The sequence below is a fragment of the Clostridium ragsdalei P11 genome (genome assembly GCF_001675165.1).
Lineage (GTDB): Bacteria > Bacillota > Clostridia > Clostridiales > Clostridiaceae > Clostridium_B > Clostridium_B ragsdalei.
In genome coordinates this window covers 17,286-34,653 of sequence record NZ_LROS01000018.1, presented here as the reverse complement: position 1 = coordinate 34,653, position 17,368 = coordinate 17,286, and the positions used below count along the sequence as shown (strand labels likewise).

At 30.3% G+C, this 17,368-nt stretch carries 15 protein-coding genes and 1 pseudogene; 4 read left to right on the top strand and 12 right to left on the bottom strand.

The annotated features are described in order from the left end of the window. Positions 1-185: 185 nt before the first annotated feature. The 6 genes from pfkA to CLRAG_RS09170 form a co-directional block, all read right to left on the bottom strand. Positions 186-1,139 (bottom strand): 6-phosphofructokinase, encoded by a 954-nt coding sequence (gene pfkA / locus CLRAG_RS09195; RefSeq protein WP_065078168.1) that lies wholly within the window; start codon positions 1,137-1,139, stop codon positions 186-188. A 104-nt stretch (positions 1,140-1,243) separates the two neighbouring features. Continuing rightward, complete coding sequence (locus tag CLRAG_RS09190; RefSeq protein ID WP_065078167.1) at positions 1,244-2,572, bottom strand: MFS transporter; 1,329 nt, start codon at positions 2,570-2,572, stop codon at positions 1,244-1,246. A 325-nt stretch (positions 2,573-2,897) separates the two neighbouring features. After that, a complete protein-coding gene (locus CLRAG_RS09185; RefSeq protein ID WP_065078166.1) occupies positions 2,898-3,656 on the bottom strand; it encodes an SDR family NAD(P)-dependent oxidoreductase in 759 nt (252 codons plus the stop codon). A 56-nt stretch (positions 3,657-3,712) separates the two neighbouring features. Continuing rightward, positions 3,713-4,645, bottom strand: a complete 933-nt coding sequence (locus CLRAG_RS09180) for a transketolase family protein (protein ID WP_065078165.1) — start codon at positions 4,643-4,645, stop codon at positions 3,713-3,715. Then, a complete protein-coding gene (locus tag CLRAG_RS09175) occupies positions 4,645-5,496 on the bottom strand; it encodes a transketolase (RefSeq protein ID WP_083985644.1) in 852 nt (283 codons plus the stop codon). The genes CLRAG_RS09180 and CLRAG_RS09175 overlap by 1 nt, the downstream gene beginning before the upstream one ends. Before the next feature lie 549 nt (positions 5,497-6,045). After that, the gene (locus CLRAG_RS09170) at positions 6,046-6,747 is read right to left on the bottom strand and encodes a FadR/GntR family transcriptional regulator (RefSeq protein WP_065078163.1); all 702 of its coding nucleotides are present in this window, start codon (positions 6,745-6,747) and stop codon (positions 6,046-6,048) included. Between the two features lie 291 nt (positions 6,748-7,038). Here CLRAG_RS09170 and CLRAG_RS09165 point away from each other — a divergent pair. Together CLRAG_RS09165 and CLRAG_RS09160 are read left to right on the top strand one after the other, a co-directional pair. Beyond that, positions 7,039-7,603: pseudogene (locus tag CLRAG_RS09165) on the top strand (sigma-70 family RNA polymerase sigma factor). Continuing rightward, positions 7,600-9,033, top strand: a complete 1,434-nt coding sequence (locus CLRAG_RS09160; protein ID WP_065078162.1) for a hypothetical protein — start codon at positions 7,600-7,602, stop codon at positions 9,031-9,033. Before CLRAG_RS09165 ends, CLRAG_RS09160 begins: the two are co-directional and overlap by 4 nt. 83 nt (positions 9,034-9,116) lie before the next feature. On the opposite strand, the gene CLRAG_RS09155 is transcribed toward CLRAG_RS09160, so the two are convergent. From CLRAG_RS09155 to CLRAG_RS09130, 6 genes are all read right to left on the bottom strand, one after another. Next, positions 9,117-11,288, bottom strand: coding sequence for a M56 family metallopeptidase (locus CLRAG_RS09155; protein WP_065078161.1), 2,172 nt, complete (start codon positions 11,286-11,288; stop codon positions 9,117-9,119). Positions 11,289-11,328: 40 nt separating this feature from the next. Next, the gene (locus CLRAG_RS09150) at positions 11,329-11,709 is read right to left on the bottom strand and encodes a BlaI/MecI/CopY family transcriptional regulator (RefSeq protein ID WP_065078160.1); all 381 of its coding nucleotides are present in this window, start codon (positions 11,707-11,709) and stop codon (positions 11,329-11,331) included. 213 nt (positions 11,710-11,922) lie between these two features. Beyond that, positions 11,923-13,008: an XdhC family aldehyde oxidoreductase maturation factor gene (locus CLRAG_RS09145; protein ID WP_065078159.1), complete on the bottom strand. Its 1,086-nt coding sequence runs from the start codon at positions 13,006-13,008 to the stop codon at positions 11,923-11,925. Positions 13,009-13,301: 293 nt separating this feature from the next. Further along, positions 13,302-14,000 (bottom strand): GntR family transcriptional regulator, encoded by a 699-nt coding sequence (locus CLRAG_RS09140; protein WP_065078158.1) that lies wholly within the window; start codon positions 13,998-14,000, stop codon positions 13,302-13,304. Between the two features lie 697 nt (positions 14,001-14,697). Then, positions 14,698-15,060, bottom strand: coding sequence for a hypothetical protein (locus CLRAG_RS09135; protein ID WP_013237345.1), 363 nt, complete (start codon positions 15,058-15,060; stop codon positions 14,698-14,700). A gap of 152 nt (positions 15,061-15,212) precedes the next feature. Next, a complete protein-coding gene (locus CLRAG_RS09130; protein ID WP_065078157.1) occupies positions 15,213-16,181 on the bottom strand; it encodes an asparagine synthetase A in 969 nt (322 codons plus the stop codon). Positions 16,182-16,475: 294 nt separating this feature from the next. On the opposite strand from CLRAG_RS09130, the gene CLRAG_RS09125 reads away from it, so the two are divergent. Then, the gene (locus CLRAG_RS09125) at positions 16,476-16,955 is read left to right on the top strand and encodes an Lrp/AsnC ligand binding domain-containing protein (protein WP_065078156.1); all 480 of its coding nucleotides are present in this window, start codon (positions 16,476-16,478) and stop codon (positions 16,953-16,955) included. Between the two features lie 104 nt (positions 16,956-17,059). Continuing rightward, a complete protein-coding gene (locus CLRAG_RS09120; RefSeq protein ID WP_065078155.1) occupies positions 17,060-17,278 on the top strand; it encodes a DUF378 domain-containing protein in 219 nt (72 codons plus the stop codon). Positions 17,279-17,368: the final 90 nt, after the last annotated feature.

The window sequence follows — 17,368 nt, the reverse complement described above, 5'->3', positions numbered from 1 at the left end:
ATTTCCTGAGGTACGATGGAAATCATCTTTATCTGTTCTTTGTTATTTGAACTCTGTTATTTTCAAAAGCTTTGCTTCGCAATTTTTTTATATTATTCATTAATATTTAAATAAGTCATAATGAAGAAAAAATAGAACAGTAGTAACTAATGCCGTATCAATATCTCCTTCCTAACAATATAATTTTATAAGAGTTGATTTAAAAGATCATATTCCTTATCTTTTCCTGAATCTACACAATTTACTTTTCTAAAGTCCACATCTATTATTTTGTTGTTTCTGATTCCTACAGCTCTGCATCTCTCTCCAAGTATTAGCAGTTCTACAGCCCTGACACCCATTTTGCTTGCTAGAATCCTATCAAAAACTGATGGTTCCCCACCTCTCTGTATATATCCTAAGACTGTACTTCTTATAGTAATATTCAGCTTTTCCTGTATGCATTTTCCAAGTTTTTCTATGTCATACATTCTTTCGGTTATTATTATTATGTTATCAAGTTTACCTTTGTTTATGTTATCCTGCAATTTTGAACATATAGTATCTAAATCCAATTTTCTTTCAGGAGTAGATATTATCTCGCCACCGCCAGCTAAAGCAGAATACAACGCCAGATCTCCACAGTATCTTCCCATAACCTCTACAATTGTTGTTTTTTCATGAGACGAGTCCGTATCTTTTATTTTACCTATACAATCCATAACAGTGTTTAAAGTTGTATCAAATCCTATAGAGTACTCGGTATAAGCTAAGTCATTGTCTATTGTTCCAGGAAGTCCTACAACATTAACTCCCAGCTCGCTGAGTTTTTCTGCTCCATTGAAAGAACCATCTCCTCCAATTACAACTAATCCTTCTACACCAAGCTTTTTTATGGTTTCCACAGCCATTTGCCTTCCCTGCTCTTCCATAAATTCAGGACATCTGGCAGTTTTCAGTATTGTTCCACCATTTTCTGCGATTCTATCAACCTCATGATCACCTAGCGGTATTACCTCACCCTTTATCAAACCTGTGTACCCATGCTTTATTCCTAAAACTTCTATACCATAATGATTTGCTGATTTAACTACCGCTCTAATAGCAGCATTCATTCCTGGAGAATCTCCTCCACTTGTTAAAACACCTAATCTTTTCATTCTCATATCACTCTCTTTTATTTGAATATAATTCACTCAAACTTTTAGTAATTCCAGCAACCATTTTAATCCAGCTGCCGGAATCTCATTTTACCATTTAATATTTATATTAAACTATTTTTCTCCTCTTCATCAAGGACTACAACTTCACCTGAAATCTTAATTAAAAATCCAATAATAATACCACCTAAGGCTAACACAACTGCAAGAAATATCATACTTGCATTGAAGGAGCCTGTTATATCTTTGATGTATCCAACAATATAAGGTCCAAAGAATCCTCCAAGGTTACCTATACTGTTTATAAGGGCTATAGCACCTGCTGAAGCAGCACCAGTTAAGAATGAAGGTGGAATTGCCCAGAATGGTGAATATGAACCAAATGCTCCACATACAGAGATAGTTAATAACACGAAAGCTCCTATTACACTGAATTTTGCAACATAAGCACTTGCTACCATTGCAGCTGCACTTATTACTAAACATCCAAAAACATGAAGACGTCTTTCATTAGTCTTGTCAGAATGGTTACCAACCAGATACATAACAACCATAGCACAAAGGTACATCGCTCCTACAAGCCATCCTAACCCCATAGTGCTGAGCTTAAATGATGCAGATATTCCTTTAGTAATAGTCGGAAGGAACATATTTATTCCATAGTAACCTGTCATCCAGCAAAAATAACCTAAGGACATTACCAGCACATCCCTATCCTTTAAAGCATCCATGAATGTATAGCGTTTTGCTTTCTCTTTATGAAGTCTTTCCTTTGTTGTAACATCTATAAGCCAATTTAATTCTTCCTTTGTCAGCCACTTTACGTCTTCGATTTTATCATCAAGATAGAATAGACATATTATACCTAAGATCAGACATGGTATACCTTCCAATACAAACAGACTCTGCCATCCTGCTAACCCAAACACATTTGTACCTAACAATACAGTCGCTATTGGAGAACCTATTGCATTGGCTGCTGGTATTGCAAGCATGAATCCAGCTATAGCTTTAGCATGATTCTTACTTTGATAGAAATTACTTAAATACCATACCATGCATGGATAGAAACTAGCTTCCGCTGCTCCTAAAAGAAATCTAATTATATAGAATTGTACCGGAGTTTTTATAAGAGACATAGCCCCTGCAATGAATGCCCAAGAAATCATTATCCTTGCAATCCATTTTCTTGCTCCCCATTTAGTCATTATTGCACTTCCTGGTACCTCAAATATAAAGTATCCGATGAAGAATATTCCAGCACCAAATCCATAAACAGCACTGGAAAAACCAAGCTCTGCGTTCATTGTTAATGCAGCAAATCCAATGTTTACCCTATCCATTATTGCTATTGCGAAACATATAAACAGAAACGGAATTAGTCTTAATGTGACTTTTTTGACCGTTGAAGCCTCAATCTGTTTTACATCCATAATACTACCTCCAAATAAATTTATAGCATTTTCTAATTTTTCATCAAATATCTTCATTCTTCATTAATCAATTAAGTATATATATCTTCACTTCTATCCTAGGCCAATCTCGCTTATTTCAAAATATGAATTTGATACAATTTTAAGATAATTCGTAAACGATTACTACTGTATTTAAATTATAGTTGTGGAAATTAATTTCATTATTTTGATATAAAAATGTAAATTTATCAAAAAGCTATTAAGAATATCTCGTTTATAATATAGGATATCTTAGCACTCAACCAGATATCCTATACTATAATATAGTAAGGAATTTTATGGGTTAATCCATATGTTGTCCACCATTGATGTCTATATCCTCACCTGTTATGTATGAAGCTTCTTCTGAAGCAAGGAAAGCAATTGTTGATGCAATTTCCTGTGTTTCTCCTGGTCTTCCTATAGGTATATTCCCAATAATTGCGTCAGCCTGTTCTTTGGGAAGTGATTTCCATATTTCTGTGTTAATAAGTCCTGGAGCAACACTGTTTACTGTTATTCCATCAAGTGCTACTTCACGAGCAAGGTTCTTTGAGAATCCTAATACTGCAGCCTTTGATGCTGAATAGTGTGCACCACCAAATATTCCGCCACCTCTTTTGCCTGATACTGAAGAAAGACTTATTATTCTGCCGTATTTCTGTTTCTTCATCACTTTCATTACAGCCTGAGTACACAAGAATAATCCGAACACGTTTACATTAAATATTCTCTTCATATCATCTAATGTCATATCTTCAACAGTAACCTTCTGTGAGATACCTGCATTGTTTATAAGGATATCTATTCTTCCATATTCTTTAAGCACCTTTTCCACCATAGCTTCGTTTGATTCCTTGCTTGTAACATCCAATGTTACTCCTAGCGCTTTTCCACCGGCTTCTTTAACAACTTTTACAGTATCCTTTACACCTTCAGTATTCAAATCTGCTATAACAACTGCAGCTCCCTGCTTTGCAAGTGTCAATGCTATAGTACGTCCTATTCCTTTTGGTGAACCAGCTCCTGTTACTATTGCTACTCTTCCATTTAATTTAAACATAAATTATCTCTCCTCACAATTTATTTAATGTATAATTACATCTTTACAATTTTTTATTACTTTAGCATTTCCTTAGCTGTTTTTACTATATTAGTTATAGTAATTCCGTTAATTTCCATAAGCTTTTCATAAGGTGCAGACTGTCCAAACTGATCTTGAACCCCTATTCTTACTACTTTACCTTTTCCTTCTTCGGCAACTACTTCACATACTGCACTCCCTAGACCATTTATAATGTTATGGTCCTCAACCGTAATTATCTTTCCAACATTCAAACATTCAACTACTGCTTCTCTATCTAAAGGCTTAATTGTATGCATATCTAATAGCTTTACAGAAATTCCTTCCTTTTCTAATTTTTTAGATGCTTCTAATGCTAGATATACAGTATCTCCATTAGCAATAATAGCTATATCTTTTCCGTCTTTTATCTTCTTTGCTTTGCCTATTGTAAACTCTTCATTTTCATCATATATTACTGGAATAGCATCTCTTGTAAAACGAAGATATACAGGTCCATAAATTTCTGCTGCTTGTTGTACTAGCTTTTTAGTAGAATAATAATCAGCACCCATAACTACTGTCATGTTTGGCAAAGTTCTAAGAACTCCCATATCCTCTATACATTGATGACTAGCACCATCATTAGCAGGAGTAAGTCCACCATGAGAACAAGCAATTTTAACATTTAGATTTGGATAACAAACCTCTTGTCTTATCTGCTCACCCATTCTTAAAGAGCCAAATATAGCATATGTACTTACAAATGGTATTTTCCCAGTTGTCGCAAGCCCTGCAGCAACTCCACAAGCATTTTGTTCAGCTATACCAACATTTATATGTTGATTAGGTAACTGCTTTGAGAATTCTCCAGTTTTGCAGGATTTACCAATATCTATATCAACAACATATATGTTTTTATTCTTTTTTCCTAATGCTAATATTTCATCTCCAAAAGCTTGTCTTGTTGCTTTTTTCATCATACTCATTACTTTAAACCTCCTTCTAATTCTTCCATAGCTTGTTTATATTCTTCATCATTAGGGGCAACTCCATGCCATGAAGCTACATTTTCCATAAATGATACTCCTTTACCCTTTACAGTATTCATTACAATACATTTAGGTTTTCCATTCTTTACTTCTCTTATATAGTCTAAAGTTTCAACTATTTCTTCCATAGAATGTCCATTAATTCTTCTTGTTTCAAAATCAAATGCATTAAATTTCTTTTCTATATCTTGAGTTGGCATAATATCTTTACAAGCACCATCACATTGAAGTCCATTATCATCAACAAATACAACTAAATTATCTAATTGATATTTAACTGCAGTTTCAACTGCTTCCCATATCTGCCCTTCCTGGCTTTCTCCATCTCCTACTATAACAAATACCCTGTAATCTTTTTCATCTCGCTTACCAGCAATCGCCATACCAACTCCTACAGAGAGACCTTGGCCTAGAGAACCAGTAGAGATGTCTATGCCTGGACACTTATTCATGTTTGGATGTCCTTGAAGGATTGATCCATACTGTCTTAATGTGTGTATAGTTTCATACGGAAAAAATCCCTGTAATGCTAATGCAGCATACTGAATTGGACAAACATGACCTTTAGATAAAATAAATCTGTCACGATCCTCCCAATTAGGATTTTTAGGGTCAATATTCATTTCCTTAAAATAAAGTGCTGCTACTATATCAGCTGAAGATAGGGAGCCACCTGGGTGCCCAGATCCTGCTTCATAAATCATAGTAAGGGCTGTTTTCCTAAGTTCAATAGCTTTTTGTTTCAATTCTTCAACACTTATATCTTTCATATCAATCACCTCGTTAATATTTATTATATTGTATACTTGTCTACTAAGTATCCTATGATTTTATTATACTTTGGATTCAACTTTTGTCAACAATAAATTTAAAAATTTTTTCTCTTTTCTTAAATTTCAGAAAAATAAAACGTTACTGACACCACACTATATCTTGATTTCTGTGAAATCGTTTTATGTGAAAATTTTTCTATTCTTATATGAGCAAAACTTAGATAAATAAAGTTAGAAAAGCTCAGATATGCTGGCATGATTCCAGGTTTCTTAGTTAATGAGCACTTCCTAAGAATTAAGAGAGAGGTACATAACATTCTCTATAGAAAAATGTTGAAGAGATTACATGGTATTGCGAAGAATATTATAAATAATGGTATTCCGATAAGACAATGAAAATATAAGTTGTTCAGGATTATCTTTGTTAACATAATATCAAACAAAAAAACTAGGAGTTGTTGAACCAAGAATAAACTCTACAACATGTTGCATTGGTTTTTAATTTATAAAACAACATATTGTATGTTAAGTTACTTAGTGCAACAACTCCCATTATATTATCTCTTATTCCTTCCAGTACCTGTCGTACAGGTTATTCATGTGTTTAGTCATTTTTTCCATTGCCTCTTCACCATTTCCACTTTCAATGGATTTGACAATCTCCTTGTGTTCACTTACATTAATATCCCTGTATTCTGGTTTAGTAACGGTTCTATCACGAAGGAAAACCCACATTTTCTGATCTCTCATCACATTGTTTATATCATTTATAAATTTGATAAACAAATCATTATGAGAAGCCTTTGCTATCTCACTGTGCAATTTTTCATCTGTTTCCGGATTGTAAATGCCCTCATTTGCTTCTTCTTCGAATTTATTTTCAATCTTCTTTATGTTCCTAATTTCCTCATCTGTAGCTCTTTCAGCTGCAAATTTAGAAATTATAGGCTCAATATTCATCCTTGCTTCAACAATCTCTTCCGGAGTCACCGATTCCATCATCACATTTGACTTATTGTCACCGATATTTGGCTGGGTACTCATGACAAAAACACCTTCACCCTGACGGGAATAAATATATCCGTTCAATTCTAAAGCACTTAGAGCCTGCCTGACAGGTGCACGGCTTACATTGAATTGCGTACACAACTCTCTTTCTGGCGGTAATTTGTCTCCTATCTTAAATATCCCCAACTGAATTTGTGAAAGAATCTGATTGTAAATCTGAAGATATAATTTTTTACTCGATACTGGATTAAAACTCATAGAAATCACCTCATAGAAAAAATATAATTTTTATTTATATCGAGAACATAACTTTGTATATTTTTTAACTTTATATAGTAGGTCGTTTAGTATTTTTTCCTTTTTCTCAATATAAAGTATATTATATTTTTTGTAACTTGTCTACTTACTTAACAAATCACTTATGATAACGTGAATTCGACAAATTAATAGGCATTCTCCTTTCACCCAAAATGTCAAAATAAATATTGTGAAATACTAACTATATTATCCGTATTAATTAGTGATAAGATAAGACGAAAGGAGTTAAAAATGAAAATTAACGATAAAAACTTTTTATTAGAACTTAAGGGAAAAAATCCTGCAGCCTTAGAATACATAATTAATACTTACTGCAATTTAGTTTTTAAAATTGTACTAAATGTACTTGGAAACGATAATTACGAAAATGCAAAAGAATGTATTAATGATGTATATCTTTTAATATGGAATAAAAGCCACTTATATAATCCTGAAAAATCTTCATTTAAAAATTGGCTTTTAGCTGTAAGCAAATATAAGGCTATAGATTATAAAAGAAGCTTAGCTAAACAGGACAACCTTCAAATAGAAGAACAAATGTTACTCTCTAACACTGATGTTGAAAATGAATATATATTGAAAGAAAAAAAAAGAAGAATTGATAAAGCTTTTACAATATGAGCATACGCTGGACAGAGAACTGTTTATACGAAAATACATTTTGGATCAAGATATGGACAGCTTGTGTAAAAATTTTAATTTATCAAAAGGAGCTATCTACAATAGGCTATGGCGTACTAAAAACTCGATTATAAGAAAATTAAATATTTCGGGTGAAGTGGAGGTATCAAAATGAATTTAAATTTAAATGAAGATGATGTTTTAAAACTTTTAAATGATGTTAATATAAATGAAAATGAATTTAGTAGTAATGACCTCAACGAAATTGAAAAGAAAAAAATCTGTAAAGATATCATTAGTAAAATAAATCCTAAGAAATCTAAGAGTAAAAGAAATTTTATTGCAGCAGCAGTCATCTTTCTGATAATTATTCCTATACTCATATCACAAAAGAATGTTTTAGCTAATATGATAGAAAAACTCACTGTCATATCTGGTATTGGAGAAGTAAAAGTTTCTTCAGATAAGCCAAAAATTCTTAAAAACAGTATTCAACAAGATAATATAACTTTAGCTAATATGTATGTAGACAAAAGCAAAATTATAGTTACTTTAACCATCGAACCAGAAGAACTTAAGCGATCTTATTACACTATTAAAGACAATCATGGTAATTTCTACAAACTTCGTAGAAGCAACAATCTTGCCATGATGCCAGATAATCGCATAGGTTCATACAGAGCAGAATACAATGGTAAAGTAAAAAAAGCTAATAGTTATACTTTAAGTATTGTAGATAATGATAAAAAGTTTACTAAAGCAACTTTTAAACTAAAAAGTTCTGATTTTAAAGAAGCTGCTAAATTAAAAATTTTATATACTGCAACTAATGGAATAACTACACTAAACGTGACTTCATTAAAAAGAGAGAGAAATATTTTAAAAGTAGATTATTATTTTACAGATACCTTACCAGATTTTAAATCTAAAATGATAGATAAAGTTAATCGAGGAACCTTTGAAGAAAGTAAAAAATTAGGATTAGAAGAACCAATTAGTGCAAAATTAATAAATAATAATTCTATACAAGATTCCCATATTATAATTTCTGATGAATATAATAACGCAGTATATGGACATAACAATATTAATTATTTAGATCAAGGAAATGAATCTTTATTTGATTTAAGCAAATTCACTGGCAAAAAGTTAAAGTTAACTGTTTCAAATGTAGTTTATCATACTGATAGTATTAATTTTAATGCTATTAATAATGATCTTAATAATTATAACAATGAAACTTCTGATTTTAACTTAGAATTAGATGTTCCCAAATCAGGCAAAAGCATTTTAAACAAAATAGTTAACTATAAGGGATTTAAATTCAAAATTATTAGTATAAACCGTTTATCAAATAACAGTATAGAATTAATTTACAATTATATAAATGACAGCAATTCAAGATTACAAACTTTAAATATTTTATTTGAAAGCGTTACTGATGGAGATGGTGAGAGTAACATTAGCCAAAATAATGGTAATATTAAAGTCTTTTATCAACTAAAAAATGAAATAGGAGACAAGTTAAAATTAAATCACATTCAATATACTTTCTCCTCAGTTGGTCCTTTTGAAATAGACCTAAATCCGTCAACAATTAAATAGCTTTTTAGTTTATCACTAACCAAAAAAACAGCATGTCAAAAATATTCTTTTTTAAAATATTCTTGACATGCTCATAATTAAATTTAGTCTATTGGTTTTGAATCAACAAATCCTTTAACTATTTCATCCTGGTTTGCTATATTTGCCATTATTAAAACTTCACAATAAAATCCATTTTCTTTCCAAACATAAGTATCTTCCTTTATTTGTTTATTTGCTTCTGATTTTTCATAAGTCTCATATTTAAGAACTTCTTTACCATCAATTTTTATCGTATTAGCTTTTTTACTCATATCATCATATGCTTTTGAACTTTTCCCCTGTGTAAATGTCAAGAATCCATTTTTTAAATTATAAAATGTATTCAATTCATAACCCATTTTTTTATTTTTTATATCAGAGTCTCCTGAAATTCCTACTGCTGAACCTTTTATAGTTATATTCTTATTAATACTTAATGGAAATTTTGGATTAAATTCTAAAAGTTCCTTAGCTTTTTTCAAATCTTGTTTTTCATATATTGGTAAAGTTGCAACTTCAGTAGAAACATCTTTCGGTATGGAATAACTTACATTTTTAACATCTTGATCATATTTTATAGAAGTTGCAATTTTTCCTACATCATCTATAGGAATACCTACAGTTAAGCTTTTATTTTCTTTACGTTGAGTTTCTATACTGTATCCTATACTATACCACACGCCTTCATTTTGCCATATAAAACATTTATCTATTATTTTATAATTATAACCCATAGGCAATGTACTTTTTATTGTAATATTATATCCGTTTATTCCTTCCAAATTCATTGCTTCTTTATTAACTTCAACTTTTCCTTTGCTTTGATCTTCTGCAATCTGTTTTAAACATTGTTCCATGTCAACTTTGGAAGCTTCAAAATTAAAAACACCATCCTTTTTTGAAAAAGACACTTCTAAAGAATTGTCTGTATCAGAAACTTTTATAACATGAATACTTGCTAATACGTATTTTGTCGGAATATAATTGGGTACTTTAACTTTAAAACCTGTAACTTCTTCTGCCTTTTTTAAGTTATCATAATATTTAATTGGTGCATCAATAAGAAATTTATTATTTTGATTTTTTACTGATGATTTATTGCTACTAACCACTGCAGTAGTTTTATCTGCTTTCATACTTTTAGCATTTACAGCAGTTGTAAGTATAGCTCCTGAGGCTACTACACAGCATATTACTGCAATAGCTGACATTTTATAGGAACCTTTTTTAAAATTTTTTATCATTTCTATTCTCCTTTTAATTTGATTTTTCGTTTCAAAAAAAACTGCTAATCGTGGGATCTTATTGCTTGACACTAATTTTGAAAAATTAATTAACGTCATTCCATAGTCTTCAGCCTTCTCTTCCCCAATAATCTCAAGCACATAAGTATCACAAGCACATTCCCTTTGAAGTTTCATTTTCTTCATACAAAACCACACAATAGGATTAAACCAATGCAGTATAACGGCAAGAACAGCAAAAAAATTATAGGCTAAATCCATCCTTTTATAGTGAATTAATTCGTGTAAAAGTATATAATATAATTGTTTTAAATTATTTTTAGTACATACACACTTAGGAATATAAACTTTGGGTTTTATTATTCCTAATGTGCATGGACTTTTAAAATTATCACAAATATAAACAGGTATATCCCTAGTTATATTTGCTTTGTTTTTACACTCATTCAGTAATTTTATACTTTCCAAATCTCTTACTTCTTCCAAATTTATAATTTTCCTTTTGAATTGCAGTCTAACTGCTAATAAAAATGCAGCTATACTGAAAACTCCTACTATCCATATAAAAGAAGCTATACCTAAAATACAGGAAGTTATATATTCTTTTATTGTATTTTCTCTACTATAAACCATTTTTGATGGAGATTGGTTTATCTTGGATATTTGATTCTTAGAAGTATAGCTATATTGGATTTTTCCTTCTCTTAAAAAATCAGATGCAGCGTAAGTCATACTTTTTATTGTACTTTTATTTTCAATATTTGAACTATTTTGATGATTTTCATGTAACAAATTAAGTAAGCTTAAATTACTTTGAAACTCCACTGGTATTATTAATCTTATAACAACTATGATCCATAAAGCATGTTGAAGTCTTACTGAAATGTGTTTATCAAATAACTTTAAAATTAAAATTATTAATAATCCTGCAATGCTTGCTGTTATGGAAGCACGAAAAACCCATAAAAAGCTTCTAATCAAAATATCCATATTTAATATCCCCCTATTTTTAGTTTCAAAAGCTTAAACCCTACTTTCCTTGTTTTTTATTTTTAAGAATCTGTTCTAACTCTTGAATCTCTTTTTCTGATAGAGATTCTTCCTCTAAAAACTTGGTAAAGAGCATACTTACAGCCCCGTCATATACCTTTTCAAGAAAAGATTGATTTTCAGCCCTTACACATTCATCTTCAGATATTAATGGATAATAATTATATATTCTGCCTACTTTTTTAAATCCTATTGCTTCTTTTTTTGAAAGCCTTGTTATAAATGTTTTTACTGTTTGTGCCGACCAATTCATTTTAACTGTTAAAGAATTAATTATTTTTTCAGATGTTAAGGGATTTTGTTTCCAGAGAAGCTTCATTACTTCCCACTCAGCTGCTGAGATTTTTGGCATTTCTTTCATACTTACTCCTCCATTTTTAGTTTACAAGTGTAGATCTACAATTTCAGTCTACATATGTAAACTGAAATTGTCAAGGCAAAACTTATATTATTTACATCTTTTTATTTTACAATTCTTCTTTATAACAAAAAACTTCCAGTATACTTAGTACACTAGAAGTTTTATTTTTTGTTTGAATCACTATACTATTCTATTTTTTAATCTTAATCATACTTAGTTACAACAAATATCTGAATTATTACCCTTATCTATCTTTTCACCTTCTGATCTTACTTTAATCAGTTCTCCCACAATACTTACTGCAATTTCTTCTGGTGTTTCTGCTCCTATACTTGTACCTATTGGTGAGTAAACACTTTTAATTTCTTCTTTTGTATATCCCTGATTAAGTAATTGAGTAAAAATCTTATCTCGCTTACTCTTACTTCCTATCATGCCAATATACTTGGCATTGCTGCGAAGTACCTGCTCTAGAACAACTTTATCATAAAGATGTCCCCTAGTCACAATCACTAAATAACTATCTTCATCAATATGTAAATTTGGTAATTTGTTAAATGAATCAATGGTCATAAGTTCTGTAGGCTCTGAAAATCTTCTTCGATTAGCATACTCTTCACGATCATCTAATACTACTGTTCTAAAACCAACTGTCTCACTTAAAGGTGCAATTCTTTGAGATACATGACCTGCCCCAAAAATATAAACTGTTCCTTCAGGACGTAAAGGTTCTACCAAAAAACGCTGATTATCTATTACTTCAGCATGTATTGATATTTTTGCTGGTCCAGCTATCAGTTTCTCTAAGATATTTGGATCACAATCAATTTTACCAATAAGAGTTTTATCTGGTTTTACTATGCATTGTTGGCATCTCAAATTAGAAGTACCAGAGACATTATCTAGCACTGTAATAAACCATGCTTTTTCCCTCTTTTTCTGAATTTTTACTACTGTTTCATAAATCATTCGATTATTTTCATTCTGAGCATCTATAAAGTCTATTAAAACCTCACCTTTGCCACCACAAATCATATCCATAGAAGCTACATCATTGTGAGTTAAGTCAAAAGACTGTATTACAGTTTGTTTTAAAGCCAGTGACTTTTTAGCAAGATCTATAGCATTAGCTTCTAAACGCCCTCCCCCTATAGTTCCAATAATTGAACCGTCATTTCTAACTACCATCTTTGCACCAGCAGTACGCGGTGCCGAACCAGTTTTATCGAATATAGTCGCTACTACAAAACTTTCTTCTTTCTGTAAAAGTTTTACCATCTCTTTGTATAATTCTTTCATTTACATACCTCCATATTCATTAAATATAAGATAGATTAACGTTTCAAAACGTTTACTCTTAAATTTTATAACAAAATTTGTAATTGTTCAACTTAAATTATTTTAGGCTCTATAGCTCTAAAATTAGTTTATCTAGCACATTTTTATAAGTTTCAATTTTCCACTATCAACTGTAGACTGTTTAAAAACATGTATACGTGTTAAAAGGGCTGATATACTAATTAATTAGTGCACCAGCCCTTTTTCTAATATTTATTTCATTCTGAAAACTCTGTAATAATTAAATCCTACTTTTATTGACTAACCCCGTGTAACTTAATATAATCTCCTCTAAAGTAAGTTATTCCAAACCCAATTGGCTTGTCTTTAACATCATTTAATTTTTGCTCTACAACAAATAGTGCAACCTCATCATACATTTTTAAAAGTTCTTTAATCTCTTCTCTCGGCATTTTAGCATACATTACAATTTCCTTATTCAAACTATAAAGAGAAGCCCTATTGGACATCATTTCTGGGAAAGTAGCATTTTCAAGCTCATTTTCTATAATTGGAACTCCCTTTTGGTATATCAGATATTTTAAATCATAAGCCATGGCATCTCCTTGTGTATAAAACAATCTTCTAATTCTTATTATCTTTCTATTTTTACTTATACGAAGATTAGTTGCAAGTTTATCATCAGGCAAAACAACATCTACAGATAGAAGTTTTATGCGATCCACATCATTTATCAAATTGTTTCTCTCACTATAAAAAATAGTATATTTGTTGTAATTAGGCTTTTGAACAAAATATCCTTTTCCTGGTATAGAATATATGTATCCATCATTGGATAAAATGGAAAGTCCCTTTCTAACCGTCATCCTGCTTGTACTATATTCACTGCATAAAGCTGTTTCAGAAGGCAAATCATCCCCTGTTTTAAGTTCGCCACTAATAATTTTATCACGTATATCATCAGCTATTTTACAATATATAGAGTTTTTCATTATTTACTACTCCTTATTAAATTTCATCTAATCCATATAAAACAATTTTAACATAATTATAATATTAGAATTATAAAACGTCATTGTCAATATTATAGGCTTTTAAAAATTAAGTCATTAATAAACAGAGTCCTGAGCATACATAAAATTTAATTTCAAGTACACTTAGGACTCTATGATCCAGATGCATATTTGCCTCTTCTTCCCAAGTGATAGCTCAAGTAATCACTTTATTATCTAGAGATGGGGGTCTCAGAAATGGAAGTTTAAAACTAAATAATAATCTGGTAAATATAAGCTGTAATTTATTTACTAAAAAAATTACAGATATAAGCTATATATTTTTTAATAAGGTAACAACTTGTATATACATGTTAGTATATGTATACCTTGTATTTTTATTATATATCAGTTATTTGTGTTTTGTCAACGTTTTTATTACAATTCTTACTACTTCCGATAATATATTTAAGTAAAATATACGTTTCTTAATTCATACGTACTGTTTCATAATTAGTGTCGAAAAATAGCATTTATAAATAAAAAATATTGATTTATGTAAAAATCTATGATATTATGAACATGTATTAAAAGGTTAATAGATATCCCCTATTTATCCACATGCTCCCCCATGTGGATTTTTTTTATACAAATTAAAAGCCTACCTATAAGTAGACTTTTAATTTGTATAAAAAACTTACTTTTTGTTTTTATTATGTTTTGCTCTATTTGGTTTAGCCTTAGGCTTTATCTTTATGTTCTTTTCTTTTTGTGAACCTTTTACATCATATATGGCGCCGCTTCTTAAATCCACAAACCATAAAAATAAAACTAAAAATACAGCAGAAGATATGTATTGCCATACACTCCCATTTAAATTATATCTAAAATAGGCTGCTATTATTGTAGGCAAGAAAAAAGCTGCTATAGACAATAAAAGAATTATCCATCTGTTTGGATGAAACTTGTATAAAATACGTATTTTTAATTGATTATATACAAATAAAAATATTATTGCAATAAATGCTACCTGTAATAGTACTTGTAACCATAAAGGCATTTGCTCTCCCCCCTTAGTTTGTCTATATATATTATTATATACTTTCTAACTTATATCAATACCTTTTCTATTTATTTGTCTGAAAACCTACATGACAGTAAAATTTCTAAAAAAATAACTAAAGAGGCTGTCCATTTTAGACAGCCTCTTTTTTAGAATATATATTTTTCTTTTCCTGGTTTTCTGCTAAATACAGTCACATCATCAATTTCTTGTTGTTGACATACAAATCTAGTCATTCTTTCAACTCCGAAACCAGCTCCTGCTGTTTTAGGGAGCTCTCCTCTTTTCGCAAGCTCAATGTAGTTTCTAAGTAAACTCTCATCCGTTTTAGCTTCTCTCATTCTTGTAATTATTCTATCATATTTATATTCTCTCTCTCCACCACTTAATCCTTCTACATAACCCATAGGCCATATTAAATCATAGTTTCTATACGTACCCCTGTTATCCAAATCCTCAGCATCGTAGAATTCTCTCTTATGGTTTATTAACCAGAATGGTTGTGTCGCTTTTTTTGAAGCTATAGCTTCAAAATCATCTCCATATTTTGCTTTTAACTCTTGAGTTGTATGTCTCTCAAAAGGACCTGTTATATCTAAGTGAGATGTTCCTATTCCTAATTTTTCAAACTTGTCCTTACATTCTTCTTTTATATAGTCAAATGCATATTTTATAAGACCTTCCATAAATTCAAATACTGTGTCCATTGTACCATCTTTAAATTCAAAATCAACTTGAGTAAACTCAAATAAATGTCTTTTATCTCCTCTTTCTGGCAGCTCCAATCTTACATTTGGAGATACAATATAAATTTTTTGTAAGTTTGGATTTGAAAGAGCTATTTGTTTATGAAATATCATGGACTTTGTTAAGTTAAATTCTTGTCCTTGATAAGTAATTGCACACTCTTCTACGCTGTGACAAAGTGGATCTGTTATAGGTGCCAGCATGTTAGGTAAAAGTCTAACTACTCCATTTTTATACATATAATCATCTACTGCCCTCAATATAGCTTGTTGTATACCAAGTATAGTAGGTAATTTTTCTCTTCTAACTTTTTCCATAGTTTCATCCAAAAGTTTTAATTCCTTTTCATCTTCTAATACATATGTTTTCATATATGTGGCCTCCCTAAACAATTTATATAAACTCTCAATGAATATTTTTTCTCTAGTTTCATTACCAATATAATAATACTTTTTCATGTATTTTGCAATATCATTAATTAATATTATAATTTTTTATAAATTTATCATTTCGTTATACCTAAAATTAGAAATTCATAAATTATTTATTAATGATAAGGTTTACAATTATTAATTTATCAAAATTTCTGTTATAATGTTATTGTACACATACTAATTTAAAGTTTTCATAAAAAATACGGATAACTTTAAAAGGAGGAATATAAATTGAGCTTAAAAATTAATGGTTTAGATGACTTAGACCTTCAAATTCTTGAAATTCTTTTGAAGGATTCAAGGACTCCTTTTCTAGAAATAGCTAGGCAATGCCATGTAAGCGGTGGAACCATACATGTTAGAGTTAAAAAAATGGAGGACATGGACATAATAAAAGGTACTAAGCTTATAATCGACAATTCAAAAATTGGATTTGACGTATGTGGCTTTATAGGCATTTATTTGGATAAAGCTAAGTCTTTTAATAATTCACTAGATGAATTAAAACAAATAAAAGAAATCGTGGAAATCCATTATACAACAGGAGATTATTCTATATTTGTAAAGGTTCTATGTAAAAATATCACTGACTTACAAAATCTACTTATGAATAAAATTCAATCTGTAGATGGAGTTCAAAGAACTGATACAATAATATCTTTATTTCAACCTGTAGATAGAAGCATTGATATCGATGTTTTAGGTGAATAGCTTACTACTTACCTTCTTTTTTCATTTTCTTTTTATTTAAACTCATAAATTTTATAAAATATGCAAATAATATTTTTGTATAAAAATAAAAAGGAGATGTAATTATGAGGACATTAGATATAATTGCACTAGCATTAGTTGTAATAGGTGCGTTAAATTGGGGACTAATTGGTTTTTTTAGATTTGATCTTGTAGCGTCACTATTTGGAACAATGTCCACAGCTACTAGAGTAATATACGCTCTTGTAGGACTAGGAGGGTTGTATGCACTTTCGTTTTTCGGAAATGAAAGAAGCACTGGGGATACAAAAGAAGTCAAATAAGGCATTTGAAAGAAAATAACAAGTCAAAGATGCGACGAATATTTTTTATCAGACAAGGAGGCAGGTTCCGCAGATAGTGAATCCTATCTA